Annotated in this window: 15 protein-coding genes; 9 read left to right on the forward strand and 6 right to left on the reverse strand. The window is 55.9% G+C overall.

The window, feature by feature from the left end; genetic code table 11:
* Positions 1–11: 11 nt before the first annotated feature.
* The 3 genes from xylH to xylF all read right to left on the reverse strand — a co-directional run bounded on the left by xylH (position 12) and on the right by xylF (position 3,777).
* Positions 12–1,193: a xylose ABC transporter permease XylH gene (gene xylH, locus INF61_RS19965; RefSeq protein ID WP_017693799.1), complete on the reverse strand. Its 1,182-nt coding sequence runs from the start codon at positions 1,191–1,193 to the stop codon at positions 12–14.
* Entirely contained in the window at positions 1,171–2,712 is a 1,542-nt protein-coding gene (locus INF61_RS19970) for a xylose ABC transporter ATP-binding protein (protein WP_015572746.1), read from the reverse strand. Before INF61_RS19970 ends, xylH begins: the two co-directional genes overlap by 23 nt.
* Before the next feature lie 72 nt (positions 2,713–2,784).
* Positions 2,785–3,777, reverse strand: coding sequence for a D-xylose ABC transporter substrate-binding protein (xylF, locus tag INF61_RS19975; RefSeq protein WP_006808602.1), 993 nt, complete (start codon positions 3,775–3,777; stop codon positions 2,785–2,787).
* 371 nt (positions 3,778–4,148) lie between these two features.
* Between xylF and xylA the strand changes: the two genes are divergently transcribed.
* A complete protein-coding gene (gene xylA / locus INF61_RS19980; RefSeq protein WP_026080557.1) occupies positions 4,149–5,471 on the forward strand; it encodes a xylose isomerase in 1,323 nt (440 codons plus the stop codon).
* A gap of 59 nt (positions 5,472–5,530) precedes the next feature.
* A complete protein-coding gene (gene xylB / locus INF61_RS19985; RefSeq protein ID WP_032669007.1) occupies positions 5,531–6,985 on the forward strand; it encodes a xylulokinase in 1,455 nt (484 codons plus the stop codon).
* Between the two features lie 52 nt (positions 6,986–7,037).
* Here xylB and INF61_RS19990 read toward each other — a convergent pair whose 3' ends face one another.
* Entirely contained in the window at positions 7,038–8,033 is a 996-nt protein-coding gene (locus INF61_RS19990) for an acyltransferase (RefSeq protein ID WP_023304607.1), read from the reverse strand.
* A gap of 184 nt (positions 8,034–8,217) precedes the next feature.
* On the opposite strand from INF61_RS19990, the gene INF61_RS19995 reads away from it, so the two are divergent.
* The 3 genes from INF61_RS19995 (at position 8,218) to glyS (ending at position 11,674) form a co-directional block, all read left to right on the forward strand.
* Positions 8,218–8,523 (forward strand): YsaB family lipoprotein, encoded by a 306-nt coding sequence (locus INF61_RS19995; RefSeq protein ID WP_017693801.1) that lies wholly within the window; start codon positions 8,218–8,220, stop codon positions 8,521–8,523.
* Positions 8,524–8,683: 160 nt separating this feature from the next.
* The gene (gene glyQ / locus INF61_RS20000) at positions 8,684–9,595 is read left to right on the forward strand and encodes a glycine--tRNA ligase subunit alpha (RefSeq protein WP_003860141.1); all 912 of its coding nucleotides are present in this window, start codon (positions 8,684–8,686) and stop codon (positions 9,593–9,595) included.
* 9 nt (positions 9,596–9,604) lie between these two features.
* Entirely contained in the window at positions 9,605–11,674 is a 2,070-nt protein-coding gene (gene glyS, locus INF61_RS20005) for a glycine--tRNA ligase subunit beta (protein WP_032669008.1), read from the forward strand.
* A 145-nt stretch (positions 11,675–11,819) separates the two neighbouring features.
* Here glyS and fadA read toward each other — a convergent pair whose 3' ends face one another.
* Together fadA and fadB are read right to left on the reverse strand one after the other, a co-directional pair.
* Entirely contained in the window at positions 11,820–12,983 is a 1,164-nt protein-coding gene (gene fadA, locus INF61_RS20010) for an acetyl-CoA C-acyltransferase FadA (RefSeq protein WP_023295589.1), read from the reverse strand.
* A 9-nt stretch (positions 12,984–12,992) separates the two neighbouring features.
* Positions 12,993–15,182, reverse strand: coding sequence for a fatty acid oxidation complex subunit alpha FadB (fadB, locus tag INF61_RS20015; RefSeq protein ID WP_023295588.1), 2,190 nt, complete (start codon positions 15,180–15,182; stop codon positions 12,993–12,995).
* Between the two features lie 190 nt (positions 15,183–15,372).
* Between fadB and pepQ the strand changes: the two genes are divergently transcribed.
* From pepQ to hemG, 4 genes are read left to right on the forward strand one after another with little or no spacing between them, the layout of a single operon-like run.
* The gene (gene pepQ / locus INF61_RS20020; RefSeq protein ID WP_193548047.1) at positions 15,373–16,704 is read left to right on the forward strand and encodes a Xaa-Pro dipeptidase; all 1,332 of its coding nucleotides are present in this window, start codon (positions 15,373–15,375) and stop codon (positions 16,702–16,704) included.
* A complete protein-coding gene (locus INF61_RS20025; protein ID WP_193548046.1) occupies positions 16,704–17,318 on the forward strand; it encodes an IMPACT family protein in 615 nt (204 codons plus the stop codon). The genes pepQ and INF61_RS20025 overlap by 1 nt, the downstream gene beginning before the upstream one ends.
* 41 nt (positions 17,319–17,359) lie before the next feature.
* Entirely contained in the window at positions 17,360–18,811 is a 1,452-nt protein-coding gene (trkH, locus tag INF61_RS20030; protein WP_006808591.1) for a Trk system potassium transporter TrkH, read from the forward strand.
* 10 nt (positions 18,812–18,821) lie between these two features.
* Positions 18,822–19,367, forward strand: a complete 546-nt coding sequence (gene hemG / locus INF61_RS20035; RefSeq protein ID WP_017382603.1) for a menaquinone-dependent protoporphyrinogen IX dehydrogenase — start codon at positions 18,822–18,824, stop codon at positions 19,365–19,367.
* Positions 19,368–19,435 lie beyond the last annotated feature (68 nt).

Genomic DNA, 19,435 nt, shown 5'->3' on the forward strand with positions numbered 1-19,435 from the left:
CGATAGTGTTATCAGGCGCGCCGCTTGGTGGCAGAGTCCATCCAGACTGCCAGCAAAAGAATGGCACCCTTGACGATATACTGCCAAAACGTCGGCACGTCCATCATACTCATCCCGTTATCCAGCGAAGCCATAATAAATGCGCCCATCACCGCCCCCGCCACGCTGCCAATGCCCCCGGCGAGGCTGGTCCCGCCAATCACGCAGGCGGCGATGGCGTCCAGCTCGGCAATGTTACCCGCAGACGGGGAGCCCGCCCCCAGTCGCGAACTGAGGATCAGCCCCGCGATGGCCACCATCAGGCCGTTGATGGCAAAGACGGCGAGTTTGGTGCGTTCTACGTTGATACCAGATAAACGCGCGGCTTCCAGATTGCCGCCGATGGCATAAATACGGCGACCGAATGCGGTACGTGTGGCCATAAACATCCCACCTAACAGCAACAGCGCCAGCAGCAGAACGGGCGTTGGGACACCGCGATAATCGTTTAACAGCCAGATGGCCCCCAGCACAATCACCGCAGTAAGCGCCTGACGGCCGACAACCGAGGTTGAGGCAGGCGAGGTCAGCCCCAGCGCCTGGCGACGCATGCGTCCTCGCCATTGCCACGCGACAAACGCCATCAGCCCAACCACGCCGATCGTAAAACCGACGCCATCAGAGAGGTAGCTTTGGCCAATCTGGGACATCGAGGCGCTGGTCGGGGAGACGGTGGTGCCGTTGGTGATCCCAATCAGAATGCCGCGGAAGGCCAGCATCCCCGCTAAGGTGACGATAAACGACGGGACTTTACGGTAGGCCACCCACCAGCCATTCCACGCCCCTAGCAGCAGACCCAGCACCAGCGTGACCGCAATCGTCAGCGGCAGCGGCCAGCCGAGCCAGACGTCAAAAATTGCCGCCACGCCGCCGAGCAGACCCATCATCGACCCTACCGACAGGTCAATTTCCGCTGAGATAATCACAAAGACCATCCCCACCGCCAGGATCCCGGTGATGGCGGTCTGACGCAGCAGGTTAGAGACGTTACGTGCGCTTAAATAGGAGCCATCGGTCATCCAGGTAAAGAACAACATGATCACGATAATGGCGGCAATCATTACAAAAACTTGCAGATTCAGCGATTTAAGTCCTGCGAACGCACCGGGCGTCGGAACAGCGACTTTGATATCAGACGGGTTGCTTTTCGACATGGCGTTCGCTCCTTAAGGCAGCTTCCATCACCTGCTCTTGCGTCAGGTTCTGGTTGTTCAGGTTGGCTTTGAGTTTCCCTTCATGCATGACCAGCACGCGGTCGCTCAGCCCCAGCACTTCAGGCAATTCGGACGAGATAACAATGACGGCAATCCCTTGCTGCACAAGCTGGTTGATCAGCTTGTAGATTTCATACTTCGCGCCGATATCGATCCCGCGGGTGGGTTCGTCCAGAATTAAAATGCGCGGATTAAGCAGCAGGCAGCGCGCCAGAATCGCTTTCTGCTGGTTGCCGCCGCTCAGGCGTCCTATCGCCAGCTCCGGCGAGGAGGTTTTCACCTTAAGCCGGGCAAGCGACTGGAGAATACACTGCTGTTCTGCGGCATCATCCAGGCTGCTCAGCGCGCCGGAAAACTGGCTGAGCGCCGCCAGCGTGATATTTTTTCCCACCGCCATTACCGGCACGATGCCGTCTTTTTTGCGGTCTTCTGGCACCATGGCGATGCCCTTAGCAATAGCCTGCTGGCAGTTGTCGATTTTTACCGGCTGACCGTCGATATAAATTTTGCCTTCCCAGCGCCCCGGCCAGACGCCAAAGAGACACTGCACGGCCTCGGTTCTTCCCGCACCCACTAAACCCGCAATGCCGAGAATTTCGCCGCGGTGCAGCGAGAAGGAGAGGTTATCCACGCGCTTGATATGGCGGTTAACGGGATGCCACGCCGTCAGGTTTTCCACGCGCAGGAGCTCTTCGCCGATGGTGTGCGGTTCGTTGGGATACAGCGCGGTGAGTTCGCGACCCACCATCATGGTGATGATGTCATCCTCGCTCATGCCTTCTGCTTCACGCGTGCCGATGTGCTGCCCGTCGCGGATGACGCAGATGGTGTCGGAAATGGCTTTCACCTCATTGAGCTTGTGCGAAATATAGATGCAGGCGATACCGTGGTTTTGCAGATCGCGGATGATATTGAGCAGTACGGCGGTTTCCTGTTCGGTGAGTGAGGCGGTTGGTTCGTCGAGGATCAGCAGGCGCACCTGTTTGTTCAGCGCCTTGGCGATCTCGACCAGCTGCTGCTGGCCTAAACCTAAGTCGCCCACGCGCGTATCCGGTGAGATAGCCAGGCTCACCTGAGCCAGCAGTTTTTCGCAGCGCAGCGTCATGGTGTCGTAATCCAGTACGCCGTGGCGTGAGAGTTCGGCACCGAGAAAGATATTTTCCAGCACGGTAAGGTGCTTCACCAGCGCCAGCTCCTGGTGAATGATAGCGATGCCTTTACGTTCGGTATCGCGAATGTGCGTGGCCTGGAGCACCTCACCGGCAAAAACAATTTCGCCCTCGTAGCTGCCGTGCGGGTAGATCCCGCACAACACTTTCATTAGCGTGGATTTTCCCGAGCCATTTTCGCCGCACAGCGACATCACTTCGCCGGGATTCAGCCGCAGGCTTACGTTATCGACTGCTTTCACCGCTCCGAAGGCTTTGGTGATGCTTTTCATTTCAAGTAAATAAGACATAACTGCTCCGCATAGCCCAACAGATGAACAGGGCAGGTCAATGCGCCCCTGCCGGGCAGGGGCTGCGCTGGATTACAGTTCACTCTTCTTATGGAAACCGTCTTTCACCACGGTGGCGTCAATATTCTCTTTGTTGACTTCGATAGGGGTAAGCAGGCGAGCAGGTACGTCTTTCAGGCCGTTATTTAACGTCGCGTCTGCTTTAGGTTGCTGGCCATTGCCCAGCTCAACGGCAATTTCGGCGGCCGTATTGGCAAGCTCGGTAATGGGCTTATACACCGTCATGGTCTGGGTACCCGCGATGATGCGTTTTACACCCGCAAGGTCGGCGTCCTGGCCGGAAATAGCGACTTTCCCGGCCAGACCCTGCGCGCTCAGCGCCTGAATGGCGCCACCCGCAGTGGCATCGTTAGAGGCCACCACCGCATCGATTTTGTTGTTATTTGCGGTCAACGCGTTTTCCATAATTTTCAGCGCGTTTTCCGGTAACCAACCGTCAGCCCACTGGTCGCCGACGACTTTAATTTTGCCCTCGTCGATATACGGCTTCAGCACTTTCATTTGTCCCTGGCGGAACAGTTTGGCGTTGTTATCCACAGGCGAGCCGCCCATCAGGAAATAATTCCCTTGAGGCACTTTTGCGACCAGGCTTTTAGCCTGTAATTCACCCACCTTTTCATTGTCGAACGAAATATAATAATCAATATCGGCATTATTAATCATGCGGTCATAAGCCAGGACTTTTATCCCTTCCTGTTTCGCTTCTTTCACCACGTTGCTTAATACCTGGCCGTTATACGGGATAATGACCAGCACATCGACGCCACGGTTGATCATATTCTCGATTTGCGACATTTGCGTCTCTTCGTTGCCGTTAGCGGACTGAACGAACACCTCCGCGCCGAGAGATTCCGCTTTTTTAACAAAGATATCGCGATCTTTTTGCCAGCGCTCCAGGCGTAAGTCATCAATCGCCATGCCGATTTTGACCTCTTTGGCGTGTCCGGCAAAGCTTGCAAGCAGGAGAGTAGTGCAGAGCGTTAGGGTCAGGTTCTTTATCTTCATAATTATTAGGCCTTTTTGTAGGGATATGTGTAGCTGAGATAAAAGAAACGTTCACTGCTGAGACGCAGCAAATTTTTAACGTGGAAAGGCCTGCTGGCAATTACAGATTTTTATCTTCTCATTACGATATTTGGTTTATTTCTGAATTTATGACCGCGATCGGATTTTAAAAAGCGTAACCTATTAATTACATTTGATTCTGGAATGCGCGCCGAAAAATAGTTTGTCTGCGCATTATTTTGCGAGCCAGCGCACAATTGCGCATTATCTCAATAGCAGTGTGAAATAACGTAATTGAGCAACCTCCAATGTCTATTCACTATTACTCCAGAAGCAAGACCACGCCGCATACCCTGATTATGGAGCTCAATATGCAAGCTTATTTCGACCAACTCGATCGCGTTCGTTTCGAAGGCACGAAAACGACCAATCCTTTAGCATTTCGTCACTACAACCCGGATGAGCTGGTGCTGGGTAAGCGCATGGAAGATCACTTGCGCTTTGCCGCCTGCTACTGGCACACCTTCTGCTGGAACGGTGCCGATATGTTCGGCGTGGGCTCTTTTGACCGTCCATGGCAACAGCCGGGCGAGGCCATTGAGCTGGCGAAGCGTAAAGCCGACGTCGCGTTCGAGTTCTTCCATAAGCTGAACGTGCCGTACTACTGTTTCCACGATGTGGACGTGTCGCCGGAAGGGGCATCGCTGAAAGAGTATCTGAACAATTTCGCGCAGATGGTCGACGTACTGGCTGAAAAACAGCAGCAAAGCGGCGTGAAGCTGCTCTGGGGTACGGCTAACTGCTTTACCAATCCTCGCTATGGCGCGGGTGCGGCAACCAACCCGGACCCGGAAGTCTTCAGCTGGGCGGCAACCCAGGTCGTGACCGCGATGAACGCCACGCATCAGCTGGGCGGTGAGAACTATGTACTCTGGGGCGGTCGTGAAGGCTATGAAACGCTGCTGAATACCGACCTGCGTCAGGAGCGTGAGCAGATTGGTCGCTTTATGCAGATGGTTGTGGACCACAAACACAAAATCGGTTTCCGCGGCACGCTGCTGATTGAGCCAAAACCACAGGAGCCAACCAAACATCAGTACGACTACGATGTCGCCACCGTGTATGGCTTCCTGAAGCAGTTTGGTCTGGAAAAAGAGATCAAAGTCAATATTGAGGCTAACCACGCTACCCTGGCGGGCCACTCGTTCCATCACGAAATTGCCTCTGCGATTGCACTGGGCATCTTCGGCTCTGTCGATGCTAACCGTGGTGATCCACAGCTGGGCTGGGATACCGACCAGTTCCCGAACAGCGTGGAAGAGAATGCGCTGGTGATGTACGAGATCATCAAAGCGGGCGGTTTCACCACCGGCGGCCTGAACTTCGACGCCAAAGTGCGTCGCCAGAGCACCGACAAATACGATCTGTTCTACGGGCATATTGGCGCGATGGACACCATGGCGCTGGCGCTGAAAGTGGCGGCCCGTATGATTGAAGACGGTGAGCTGGATAAGCGCGTGGCGAAGCGCTACAGCGGCTGGAACAGTGAGCTGGGCCAGCAAATTTTGAAAGGTCAGTTATCGCTTGCGGAGATCGCGAAGTACGCTGAACAGCATCAGCTTGCGCCGCAGCATCAGAGTGGCCATCAGGAGCTGCTGGAAAACCTGGTCAATCACTACCTGTTCGATAAATAACAGCATCCAGGCCCGGTAAGCGCAGCGCCACCGGGCATTTTCGTCAAAGGAGCCACCACATGTATATCGGGATCGATCTTGGCACGTCGGGGGTGAAAGCCATCCTGTTAAGCGAGCAGGGCGATGTATTAGCCACGCAGACTGAAAAGTTGCAGGTTTCACGTCCGTATCCGCTTTGGTCGGAACAAGATCCGGAGCAGTGGTGGCAGGCGACAGAGCGTGCGATGAAAGCCTTAGGCGAGCAGCATAGCCTGCGCGACGTGAAAGCGCTGGGCATTGCCGGGCAAATGCATGGCGCAACGTTGCTGGATAGTCAGCATCGCGTTCTGCGCCCGGCTATTCTCTGGAACGATGGCCGCTGTGCGGAAGAGTGCGCGATCCTTGAGGAGCGTGTGCCTGCATCCCGTGAAATTACGGGCAACCTGATGATGCCCGGTTTTACCGCGCCAAAACTCCTGTGGGTGCAGCGCCATGAGCCTGAGATTTTTCGTCAGGTGGCGAAGGTTCTGTTGCCGAAAGACTACCTGCGTTTTCGCATGACGGGGGATTTTGCCAGCGACATGTCTGACGCCGCGGGCACGATGTGGCTCGACGTGGCGAAACGGGACTGGAGCGAGGCGATGCTGGATGCCTGCCAGCTGACGCGCGACCATATGCCTGCGCTGTTTGAAGGCAGTGAAATCACGGGGGCTTTACAGCCTTCTGTTGCTGAACGCTGGAACATGCCAGCCGTACCTGTCGTCGCCGGCGGCGGCGATAATGCGGCGGGTGCGGTCGGCGTGGGGATGGTCGAGGCAGGGCAGGCCATGCTCTCACTCGGTACCTCCGGCGTCTATTTTGCCGTCAGTGACGGGTATCGTAGCAACCCTGGAAGCGCCGTACACAGCTTCTGCCACGCGTTGCCGGGTAAATGGCATTTGATGTCGGTGATGCTGAGCGCGGCTTCCTGCCTCGACTGGGCGGCAAAGCTAACCGGAATGGCGGACGTCCCGGCGCTTATCACAGCGGCACAGCAGGCAGATGATAATGCCGGTGCGGTCTGGTTTTTACCGTACCTTTCCGGCGAGCGGACGCCGCATAACAACCCGGAAGCGAAAGGGGTGTTCTTCGGTCTTACCCATCAGCACGGCCCGGCAGAGCTTGCGCGCGCGGTGCTTGAAGGCGTTGGCTATGCTCTGGCGGACGGAATGGATGTCGTGCATGACTGTGGACTAACGCCATCCAGCATTACGTTAATTGGCGGCGGTGCACGAAGCAGCTACTGGCGGCAAATGCTTTCCGATATCAGCGGGTTGCAGCTGGACTATCGTACGGGAGGCGATGTCGGCCCGGCGCTCGGTGCGGCACGGCTGGCGCAAATTGCGCTGAACCCGGATAAACCACTGCACCAGCTTTTGCCCCAGCTGCCGCTTGAACGGCAGCATCGTCCTGATGCGAAAAATCATGCTCGCTATGCTGAAAGACGAGACGTGTTCCGCAAAATCTATCAGCAGCTTTTGCCGCTAATGTCATAAACAGGAGCCGGGTGGCGCTAACGCTTACCCGGCCTACCAGCCTTCAACCGGGTTAGCTTACAAACCTGCGCGTATCGATTCTTTGCAGCAACATTGACAGCAGCAGGCTGACAACCAGCGTAACGGTAAATATCCAGACAATATCCAGCACCGGCCAGCTTTTAAGCTCAACGCCGCGGGTGCGCAGGGCGTGGATCACCAGCGCGTGAAAACCGTAAATGCCCAGCGAGTGGCGAGAGATAAACCCCAGCACCGGAAGCGGGCGGGCATTCAGGGTGTTTTTAACCAGCGTCAGCAGAGAGATCGCGCAGATAAAGACCATCGGCCCGCAGTAGAGATACCAGGTATCGGCAAAGTTGCCGCGCCATTGCAGCTCATGCAGCGTCCCGCGAGAGATAATAAACACACCGACGAGAAACGCGGCCGCGCATAGCCAGTTTATTCCTCGCTTTTGCGTCTCCATCATGCCAATGGCGCGCCCCAGCATGCCGTACAGCACGTAATAAAACGTATCTCCGGTGATATAAAGGTTAACGGGCAGCCATTCAAAGCCATCAATTTTCTGTGAAACGGTATTCGGGTTGGCCACGATCCCGATTATTACCATCAAGGCCAGCAGCATTTTACCGCTGACGTTTTTTACCTGAATTAACGGTGACACCAGATAGATAACGATTATCGCGAAGAAAAACCACAGATGATAGAACACCGGTTTTTGCAACAAATTGAGCAGGGAACGTTCAGCGTTAATTGAAGTGAACAGGATGATATAGAGCAGCGAAATGGCGCTGTAAAACAGCAGACAGGAGACAATACGGATGAAATGTCTTGGCTGCGCGCTACGCTCGCCAAAAAAGAGAAAACCGGAAATCATAAAGAACAGCGGGACGCTCACGCGGGAGGCCGAGTTCAGAATATTGGCGACATCCCAGTTAACAGGGCTGATACTGTGCGCGTTCGTGACATACCAGGTCGTTGTGTGGATCATCACCACCATCAGACAGGCTATTCCCCGCAGGTTATCAATCCAGTTAATTTTTGACTGCATCAGTTCCTCTGTATTCCTGATAAAAAAAGTGTGACTGCGATTGTGTAAAACTTTTCCCTTGGAAAATTCTGAGTTTAGCCAGGCTAACTTGTAGGGAGCTGGCGAGATTCGCAGAATGACGGACTTTAATCTATAAACGTGTTGCTACTAAAAATAACAGCCACTGACCAGGGCGGTAATAAAAATGATGATGAAGCGTGGGGTGTCACTCTTTCTGCTGCTCTTATTAACAGGATGCAGTGCTTCTGAGGAGATACCTGTCCAAAAAGCGCAGCAGGGGAAAATGAGCCCGGAGCGTTCTCTGAATATGGAACAGCTGTGCAGGGATCAGGCGGCTCACCGCTATAATTCCGAAGCACAGAAAATTCATATAAACGGCTTCGAGCGCTTTCAGGGCAGCTATGAACTGAAAGGCTATACGGCGCGTAAAGAGGGCTTTGTCTGCTCTTTTGATGCAGACGGCCAGTTTTTACATCTCTCAATGCGTTAAATTGCTCGTATAAGCAGCAACCAGAGCCTTCGCAGGTTCTGGCTGTAGGGCTTATTCCCCAATTTTCCCTAAACAACCCCGTTTCGTACTGTATATCTTGCAGCCAGCGGGTATACTGATCCCTTCCATTTAAAACCACACGTATCCAGCACGAAATACTATGCAAAAGTTTGATACCAAGACCTTCCAGGGCCTGATCCTGACCTTACAGGATTACTGGGCTCGTCAGGGCTGCACCATTGTTCAACCTTTGGACATGGAAGTTGGCGCAGGCACCTCACACCCGATGACCAGCCTGCGCGCGTTAGGGCCAGAGCCAATGGCGACCGCCTATGTGCAGCCATCCCGTCGTCCGACCGATGGCCGTTACGGCGAAAACCCGAACCGTTTGCAGCACTACTATCAGTTCCAGGTGGTGATTAAGCCATCACCCGACAACATTCAGGAACTGTACCTCGGGTCACTGAAAGAGCTGGGTATGGATCCAACCATTCACGACATTCGTTTCGTGGAAGATAACTGGGAAAACCCAACGCTGGGTGCCTGGGGTCTGGGTTGGGAAGTGTGGCTGAACGGGATGGAAGTGACCCAGTTCACCTACTTCCAGCAGGTTGGCGGTCTGGAATGTAAACCGATTACCGGCGAAATCACCTATGGTCTGGAACGTCTGGCCATGTACATTCAGGGCGTAGACAGCGTTTACGACCTGGTCTGGAGCGACGGCCCGCTGGGTAAAACCACCTACGGCGACGTGTTCCATCAGAACGAAGTGGAGCAATCCACCTATAACTTCGAATACGCGGACGTGGACTTCCTGTTCACCTGCTTCGAGCAGTATGAGAAAGAAGCCCAGCAGCTGCTGGCGCTGGAGACTCCGCTGCCGCTGCCTGCCTACGAGCGTATTCTGAAGGCTGCCCACAGCTTCAACCTGCTGGATGCCCGCAAAGCGATCTCCGTGACTGAACGTCAGCGCTACATTCTGCGTATTCGTACCCTGACCAAAGCCGTTGCAGAAGCTTACTACGCGTCCCGTGAAGCCCTTGGCTTCCCGATGTGCAACCGAAACAAATAAGAGGCGGCCATGTCTGAGAAAACTTTCCTGGTGGAAATCGGCACTGAAGAGCTGCCACCAAAAGCCCTGCGCAGCCTGGCTGAATCTTTCGCTGCGAACGTCACTGCTGAGCTGGATAACGCTGGCCTGGCGCACGGTAAAATTGAGTGGTTTGCTGCGCCGCGTCGTCTGGCGCTGAAAGTGGCAAACCTGGCAGCGTCCCAGCCGGATCGCGAAGTTGAAAAACGTGGCCCGGCCATTGCTCAGGCGTTCGACGTGGAAGGCAAGCCGAGCAAAGCGGCAGAAGGCTGGGCGCGCGGCTGCGGCATCACCGTTGATCAGGCTGAGCGTCTGACCACCGACAAAGGTGAATGGCTGCTATACCGTGCCCATGTGAAAGGCGAAAGCGCCGAAGCGCTGCTGCCTGACATGATCGCGACCTCGCTGGCAAAATTGCCGATTCCTAAGCTGATGCGCTGGGGCGCGTCCGACGTACACTTTGTGCGTCCGGTTCACACCGTGACCCTGCTGCTGGGCGATACCGTTATCCCGGCGACCATTCTGGGCGTGGCGTCCGATCGCGTGATCCGCGGCCATCGCTTTATGGGCGAGCCGGAGTTCACTATCGACAATGCTGACCAGTACCCGCAGATCCTGCTGGAGCGCGGCAAGGTCATTGCTGACTACGAACAGCGTAAAGCCAAAATCAAAGCGGACGCAGAAGACGCGGCGCGCAAAATTGGCGGTAATGCCGATCTGAGCGACAGCCTGCTGGAAGAGGTGACCTCGCTGGTCGAATGGCCAGTTGTACTGACCGCGAAATTCGAAGAGAAATTCCTGGCCGTTCCGGCAGAAGCGCTGGTTTACACCATGAAGGGTGACCAGAAGTACTTCCCGGTTTACGCCAACGACGGCAAGCTGCTGCCAAACTTCATCTTCGTGGCGAACATCGAATCGAAAGATCCGAGCCAGATTATTTCCGGTAACGAGAAAGTGGTGCGTCCGCGTCTGGCGGATGCCGAGTTCTTCTTCAATACCGACCGTAAAAAACGTCTGGAAGACAACCTGCCGCGTCTGCAAACCGTACTGTTCCAGCAGCAGCTGGGTACGCTACGCGACAAGACCGACCGTATCGCGGAGCTGTCCGGCTGGATTGCCCGTGAAATTGGCGCCGACGTTAACCACGCTACCCGTGCGGGCCTGCTCTCCAAGTGCGACCTGATGACCAACATGGTGTTCGAATTTACCGACACTCAGGGCGTGATGGGTATGCACTACGCGCGTCACGATGGCGAAGCGGAAGACGTGGCGGTAGCCCTGAACGAGCAGTATCAGCCGCGCTTTGCCGGTGACGATCTGCCGTCTAACCCGGTTGCCTGCGCCGTGGCGATTGCCGATAAGATGGACACCCTGGCGGGTATCTTCGGTATCGGTCAGCATCCGAAAGGCGATAAAGACCCGTTTGCGCTGCGTCGTGCTGCGCTGGGCGTGCTGCGAATCATCGTAGAGAAGAACCTCAACCTCGATCTGCAAACGCTGACCGAAGAAGCGGTACGTCTGTACGGCGATAAGCTGACCAACGCGAAGGTTGTGGATGATGTTATCGACTTTATGCTCGGTCGTTTCCGCGCGTGGTATCAGGACGAAGGTTACTCCGTTGATACCATTCAGGCGGTGCTGGCGCGTCGTCCGACCCGTCCGGCAGATTTCGATGCGCGTATGAAAGCGGTATCCCACTTCCGTACGCTGGAAGCGGCGTCTGCGCTGGCCGCGGCCAACAAGCGTGTATCCAACATCCTCGCGAAATCCGACGAAACGCTGAACGAGCGCGTCAACGCTGCAACCCTGAAAGAGCCGGAAGAGATTTCTCTGGCGATGCAGGTTGTGGTGCTGCGCGACAAGCTGGAGCCGTATTTCGCGGAAGGTCGCTACCAGGAAGCACTGGTGGAGCTGGCGGAGCTGCGTGACGTCATCGACGCCTTCTTCGAGAAGGTGATGGTGAACGTTGAAGATAAAGAGCTGCGGATTAACCGTCTCTCGATGCTTGAGAAACTGCGTGAGCTGTTCCTGCGCGTGGCGGATATTTCGCTGCTGCAATAACGTAAAAAACCCGCCCCTGACAGGCGGGAAGAACGGCAACTAAACTTTTTCTCTTCGTAGGCCGGGAAAGCGTAGCGCCTCCCGGCAAAAGCCCGATGGCGCGATGCTTATCGGGCCTACGTTACTTTGAGATACTTTTCCTTATTTACACCCTCTCAAACACCGTCGCGATACCCTGACCCAACCCAATACACATCGTTGCCAGTCCGAACTGGGCATCTTTGCGTTCCATCAGGTTAATCAGCGTGGTACTGATACGCGCCCCGGAGCAGCCCAGCGGGTGACCGAGGGCTATCGCGCCGCCGTTGAGGTTAATCTTCTCGTCGATCTGATCTATCAGCCCCAGATCTTTAATGCACGGCAGGATCTGCGCGGCGAACGCTTCGTTCATCTCAAAGAGGTCGATATCACTTGCGCTCAGCCCCGCTTTTTTCAGCGCCAGTTTTGACGCCGGAACCGGACCGTAACCCATGATGGAAGGATCGCAGCCCACGACTGCCATCGAACGCACGCGGGCGCGTGGCGTCAGGCCTAATTCGCGGGCGCGGCTCTCGCTCATCACCAGCATCGCGGCGGCACCGTCGGACAGGGCAGACGAGGTGCCCGCCGTTACCGTACCGGTGACCGGATCAAACGCCGGACGCAGGGTAGAAAGCGCTTCGACCGTGGTTTCCGGGCGGATAACTTCGTCGTAGCTGAACTGCTTCAGTACGCCGTCTGCGTCGTGACCGCCGGTTGGGATGATCTCATTCTTAAAGGCACCAGACTGCGTGGCGGCCCAGGCGCGGGCATGCGAGCGCGCGGCAAACGCATCCTGCATCTCACGGCTGATGCCGTGCAGACGGGAGAGCATCTCGGCGGTCAGGCCCATCATACCGGCGGCTTTCGCCACGTTGCGGCTCATGCCTGGATGGAAATCGACCCCGTGGCTCATCGGCACGTGGCCCATGTGCTCCACGCCGCCCACCAGACAGGCCTGCGCATCGCCGGTCATGATCATCCGTGCCGCGTCGTGCAGCGCCTGCATCGACGAACCGCAAAGACGGTTGACGGTGACGGCCGGAACCGAATGCGGGATCTCCGCCAGCAGGGACGCGTTACGGGCGATGTTAAAGCCCTGCTCCAGCGTCTGCTGCACGCAGCCCCAGTAAATATCGTCCAGCGCTGCTGGGTCCAGCGCCGGGTTACGCGCCAGCAGGCTACGCATCAGGTGCGCGGAGAGATCTTCCGCGCGCACGTTACGGAACGCACCGCCTTTTGAACGGCCCATCGGGGTGCGAATCGCATCAACAATGACAACCTTTTCCATTGTGACTCCTTAAGCCGTTTTCAGTTCGCCAACCGGACGGGCTGGCTCAACTGCTGGGTAGTAGGGTTCGTTATGGCGCGCTTTGTTACGCAGCCCTTCCGGCACCTCATAAAGCGGGCCGAGGTGCTGGTACTGCTGAGCCATATCGAGATAGCGGGCGCTGCCGAGCGTATCCAGCCAGCGGAACGCGCCTCCGTGGAACGGAGGGAAGCCGAGGCCGTACACCAGCGCCATATCCGCTTCTGCCGGGCTGGCGATAATGCCTTCTTCGAGGCAGCGCACCACTTCGTTGACCATTGGGATCATCATCCGTGCGATGATCTCATCGTCGGTGAAGTCGCGTTTTGGCTGACTGACGTCGGCCAGCAGGCCATCCACCGCCGGATCTTCTTCTTTCTTCGGTTTGCCTTTGCTGTCTTCTTTATAGCGCCAGAAGCCCAGACCGTTTTTCTGCCCGAAGCGGTTGGCGTCGAACAGGGCATCAATGGCGTCGCGATAATCTTTCTGCATGCGCTGCGGGAAGCCCGCCGCCATCACCGCCTGCGCGTGATGGGCAGTGTCGATGCCGACAACGTCCAGCAGATACGCCGGGCCCATCGGCCAGCCGAACTGTTTTTCCATCACTTTGTCGATTTTGCGGAAGTCTGCGCCGTCGCGCAGCAGCTGGCTGAAACCGGCGAAGTACGGGAACAGCACGCGGTTAACGAAGAAGCCCGGGCAGTCGTTAACCACGATCGGCGTTTTGCCCATCTTGCTCGCCCACGCCACCACTTTGGCGATGGTTTCGTCGGAGGTTTTTTCCCCTCGGATCACTTCGACCAGCGGCATGCGGTGCACCGGGTTAAAGAAGTGCATCCCGCAGAAGTTTTCCGGACGCTTCAGCACGCTCGCCAGTTCGCTGATAGGAATGGTGGAGGTGTTAGAGGCCAGCACGGTTTCCGGACGCACCTTGTCTTCGGTTTCGGCCAGCACCGCTTTTTTCACTTTCGGGTTCTCGACGACCGCTTCAACCACCACGTCCACACGGTCGAAACCGCTGTATTCCAGCACTGGCTGGATGGTGGAGATCACGCCTGCAAGCTTCAGACCATCAATTTTGCCGCGCTCAAGCTGTTTATTCAGCAGCTTGGCCGCTTCGGTCATGCCCAGCGTCAGGGATTTCTCGTTGATGTCCTTCATCACCACCGGCACGCCTTTCCAGGCAGACTGGTAGGCGATGCCGCCCCCCATAATGCCCGCGCCGAGTACCGCCGCGTGTTTTGGCGTTTCAACGTTTTTGGTGAGTTGTTTGGCTTTGCCTTTCACGAACTGATCGTTAAGGAAGATACCAACCAGCGCGCGGGCTTCGTTGGTGTGCGCCAGCGGGACAAAGCTCTGGTTTTCAAGCTTCAGAGCGTCATCACGGCCCAGACGGGCTGCCGCTTCAATGGTTTTCACCGCCGTGATCGGCGCCGGGTAGTGTTTACCCGCCGTCTGCATCACCATGCCTTTGGCGATGGTGAAGCTCATGGTGGCTTCAATTTTGCTGAGCTTTAATGGCTCCAGCTTTGGCTGACGTTTGGCTTTCCAGTCGAGATCGCCGTTAATCGCCTGACGGAGGATGGCGATAGCACCCTCAATCAGTTTTTCAGGCTTAACCACGCCGTCCACCAGGCCGATTTTCTGCGCCTGTTCTGCGCCGACATCTTTACCCGCGGCAATGATCTCCAGCGCGCTGTCGGCACCCAGCATGCGCGGCATACGCACGGAACCGCCAAAGCCCGGCATGATGCCCAGCTTGGTTTCCGGCAGGCCGATGCGCAGGTCCGGCGTCGCCAGACGGTAGTCGGTCGCCAGCACGCACTCGCAGCCACCGCCCAGCGCGTAGCCGTTAACGGCGGAAAGGGTCGGGACAGGCAGATCTTCCAGACGATTAAAAACGCTGTTGGCAAAGTGCAGCCACTGGCTCAGCTGTTCTTCGGGCACCAGGAACAGCGACAGGAATTCGGTGATATCCGCGCCAACGATAAAGGCCGCTTTGTTGGAGCGCAGCAGCAGCCCTTTCAAATCTGATTGCTTTTCAAGTACATCCAGCGCCTGGCCAAGACTGGCCACCGTCGCGGTATCAAGCTTGTTCACTGAGCCGGGGGCATCGAACACCAGTTCGGCAATGCCATCTTCCAGCCAGTCTACGTACAGGGTGTCGCCTTTGTAGAGCATGTCGGTCTCCTGAATCCAGCAATTGGATCTGGTCATACCAGATGAAACGGAGTGTGGAATTTATGTTAATAAAATGCAAATTAGTCATTAAGAAATTGCTGCGCTGATCACGGTCGGTGGAAATCACGCAGCCGCAGTGAGGTGTGCTAAGATGCGATGACTTGAGGTCAATAAAACGAAAGGAAGAATGATGGACTCACTGGCTTCGCTTTATAAAAATCATATCGTTACCCTACAGGAACGTACCCGCGATGTACTGGCCCGCTTCAAGCTGGATGCCCTGCTGATCCACTCCGGCGAGCTGATGAATACTTTTCTTGATGACCATGCTTATCCCTTCAAGGTTAACCCGCAGTTTAAAGCCTGGGTGCCTGTCACGCAGGTTCCAAATTGCTGGCTGCTGGTGGATGGCGTGAACAAGCCGAAACTGTGGTTCTACCTGCCGGTCGATTACTGGCACAACGTGGAGCCGCTGCCGACCTCATTCTGGACCGAAGAAATTGACGTGATTGCGCTGCCAAAAGCAGACGGCATTGGCAGCCAGCTGCCAGCGGCGCGCGGCAACATCGGCTACATTGGTCCGGTTCCTGAGCGTGCGCTGGGTCTGGATATTCCGGCAGATAAACTCAACCCGAAAGGCGTGCTGGATTATCTGCACTACTATCGCGCCTACAAGACCGACTACGAACTTTACTGCATGCGTGAAGCGCAAAAAACGGCGGTGAATGGCCACCGTGCGGCGCATGAAGCGTTCCAGTCCGGTATGAGCGAGTTCGATATCAATCAGGCCTACCTGACGGCGACCGGCCACCGCGATACCGACGTGCCGTACAGCAACATCGTGGCGCTGAATGAACATGCCTCGGTTCTGCACTACACCAAACTGGATCATCAGATTCCGGCTGAGATGCGCAGCTTCCTGCTGGACGCGGGGGCTGAGTACAATGGTTATGCGGCAGACCTGACCCGTACCTGGGCGGCGAATGCGGACACCGATTTTGCGCAATTGATCAAAGACGTGAACGACGAACAGCTGGCGCTGATTGGCACCATGAAGGCCGGAACCAGCTACGTGGATTATCACATCCAGTTCCATCAGCGCATCGCTAAACTGCTGCGTAAGCATCAGATTGTCAAAGACATGAGCGAAGAGGCGATGGTTGAGAACGATCTGACCGGGCCATTTATGCCGCACGGTATCGGCCACCCGCTGGGTTTGCAGGTTCATGACGTCGCGGGCTTTATGCAGGATGATACCGGTACGCACCTGGCGGCACCGTCTAAATATCCTTATCTGCGCTGCACCCGCGTTCTGGCGCCGCGTATGGTATTGACCATCGAGCCGGGCATCTACTTTATTGAATCCCTGCTGGCGCCGTGGCGCGAAGGGCAATTCAGCAAGCACTTCAACTGGGAGAAAATTGAAGCGCTGAAGCCGTATGGCGGCATTCGTATCGAGGATAACGTGGTTATTCACGAGAACAGCATTGAGAACATGACGCGAGATCTGAAGCTGGCCTGATGGAAAGCTGGCTGATACCGGCCGAGCCGGTCACCTTTGTTGAGGAAATCAAGAAAAGCCGCTTTATCACGCTGCTGGCGCATACCGACGGCGTGGAGGCGGCGAAGGCGTTCGTCGAGGCCGTCCGCGCGCAGCACCCCGATGCCCGCCATCACTGTGTGGCGTGGGTCGCAGGACCGCCAGACGACTCACAGCAGCTCGGGTTTTCTGACGACGGTGAACCGGCGGGTACGGCCGGAAAACCGATGCTATCCCAGTTAATGGGCAGCGGCGTGGGTGAAATCACCGCCGTTGTTGTCCGCTACTACGGGGGCATTTTGTTAGGCACCGGAGGGCTGGTTAAAGCCTACGGAGGTGGTGTCCAGCAAGCGCTTAATCTGCTGATAACAACCCGCAAAACGCCACTTACGGAATATACTTTGTTATGCGATTACGCCCAGCTATCGGGTATCGAAGCACTGCTTAAACAGTTTAACGGTGTCATCGCACACAGTGATTATCAGGCAATGGTGCAATTACGCGTGGCGCTTCCTCAGGCGGAACTGGCTGCTTTTTCAGCAAAACTCGCTGATTTTAGTCGCGGTTCATTGCAATTACTGCCGATTGAAGAATAATCCCCACCTCACAATTTTGAATACCTAAGGAAGCGGCAGAGATGCATTTTCGTGCCATTACCCGAATCGTTGGATTGCTGGTCATACTTTTCTCCGGGACAATGATCATTCCCGGACTGGTGGCGCTCATCTACCGGGACGGCGCGGGGCGTGCATTTACGCAAACCTTTTTTGTCGCGCTGACGATTGGCTCCCTGCTGTGGTGGCCAAACCGCCGTGAGAAAGGTGAACTGAAATCCCGGGAGGGGTTTCTGATTGTGGTCCTGTTCTGGACGGTACTGGGAAGCGTGGGTGCGCTGCCGTTTATCTTCTCCGAACAACCGAATCTCACCGTCACGGATGCGTTTTTTGAATCGTTCTCCGGATTAACGACCACCGGGGCTACCACGCTGGTGGGGCTGGATTCGCTCCCGCATGCGATTCTCTTTTACCGGCAGATGCTCCAGTGGTTCGGCGGTATGGGGATCATCGTCCTGGCGGTGGCTATCCTGCCCATTCTGGGCGTCGGGGGGATGCAGCTCTACCGGGCAGAGATGCCCGGCCCGCTGAAAGATAACAAGATGCGCCCACGTATTGCGGAGACGGCGAAAACCCTGTGGCTTATCTATGTCCTGCTGACGGTGGCCTGCGCGCTGGCGCTGTGGTTTGCCGGGATGCCTGCGTTTGATGCCATCGGACACAGCTTTGCGACTATTGCTATCGGTGGGTTCTCCACCCACGATGCCAGCGTCGGCTACTTCGACAGCCCGACAATCAATACCATCATTGCCATCTTTTTGCTGATCTCAGGCTGTAACTACGGTCTACACTTCTCGTTGCTTAGCGGAAGGAGCCTGAAGGTGTACTGGCGCGACCCGGAATTCCGGATGTTTATTGGCGTCCAGCTGACCCTGGTGGTTATCTGTACCCTGGTACTGTGGTTCCACGATGTTTATAACTCGGCGGTCACGACCCTGAACCAGGCCTTCTTCCAGGTGGTATCGATGGCGACAACCGCTGGTTTCACCACGGACAGTATTGCGCGTTGGCCACTGTTCCTGCCGGTGCTGCTGTTGTGCTCTGCGTTTATCGGCGGTTGCGCCGGGTCAACGGGCGGCGGTCTGAAGGTGATCCGCATCCTGCTGCTGTTCAAGCAGGGGAACCGTGAGCTGAAACGTCTGGTCCACCCGAATGCGGTTTACAGTATTAAGCTGGGGAACCGCGCGCTGCCGGAGCGCATCCTCGAAGCGGTGTGGGGATTCTTCTCCGCTTATGCACTGGTCTTTATTGTCAGTATGCTGGCGATTATCGCCACGGGCGTGGATGATTTCTCTGCCTTCGCCTCTGTGGTGGCAACGTTAAACAACCTGGGGCCGGGGCTGGGCGTCGTGGCGGATAACTTCGCCAGTATGAACCCGGTGGCGAAGTGGATCTTAATCGCCAATATGCTGTTTGGGCGTCTTGAGGTCTTTACGCTGCTGGTGCTGTTTACCCCAACATTCTGGCGTGAGTAAGGAGACATTGGTGAAAACGTTAATTCTTTTCTCAACGCGTGACGGACAAACGCGTGAGATTGCTTCATATCTGGCTTCTGAACTCAAAGAGCTGGGCATTTATTCTGATGTGGTGAACCTGAATCGCACAGAGCAGATTGCCTGGCAGGATTACGACCGCGTGGTCATTGGCGCTTCAATTCGTTACGGCCATTTCCATCCGGCGCTGGATCGCTTTGTGAAAAAGCATACGGCGGAGCTCGCTCAACTGCCTGGCGCGTTTTACTCGGTCAACCTGGTTGCCCGTAAAGCGGAGAAGCGTACGCCGCAGACCAACAGCTATACGCGCAAGTTTTTGCTAAGTTCGCCATGGCAGCCCGATATCTGTTCTGTCTTTGCTGGCGCGCTGCGTTACCCGCGTTACCGCTGGTATGACCGCTTTATGATCCGCCTGATCATGAAAATGACGGGCGGGGAAACGGATACGCGTAAAGAAGTGGTTTATACCGACTGGGCCCAGGTCGCCAGTTTTGCCCGTGAAATTGCGCGTTTAACGGACGATGCGCGGGATAAATAAGCGTTGAGTTTGAAAAGTGAGCGAACGGAAAGTTTTTTGTATTTAGTGCTTGTCACTTCAGAAGAACT

Origin of the sequence: Enterobacter cloacae complex sp. P18RS (assembly GCF_014982105.1) — a bacterium.
Lineage (GTDB): Bacteria > Pseudomonadota > Gammaproteobacteria > Enterobacterales > Enterobacteriaceae > Enterobacter > Enterobacter hormaechei_C.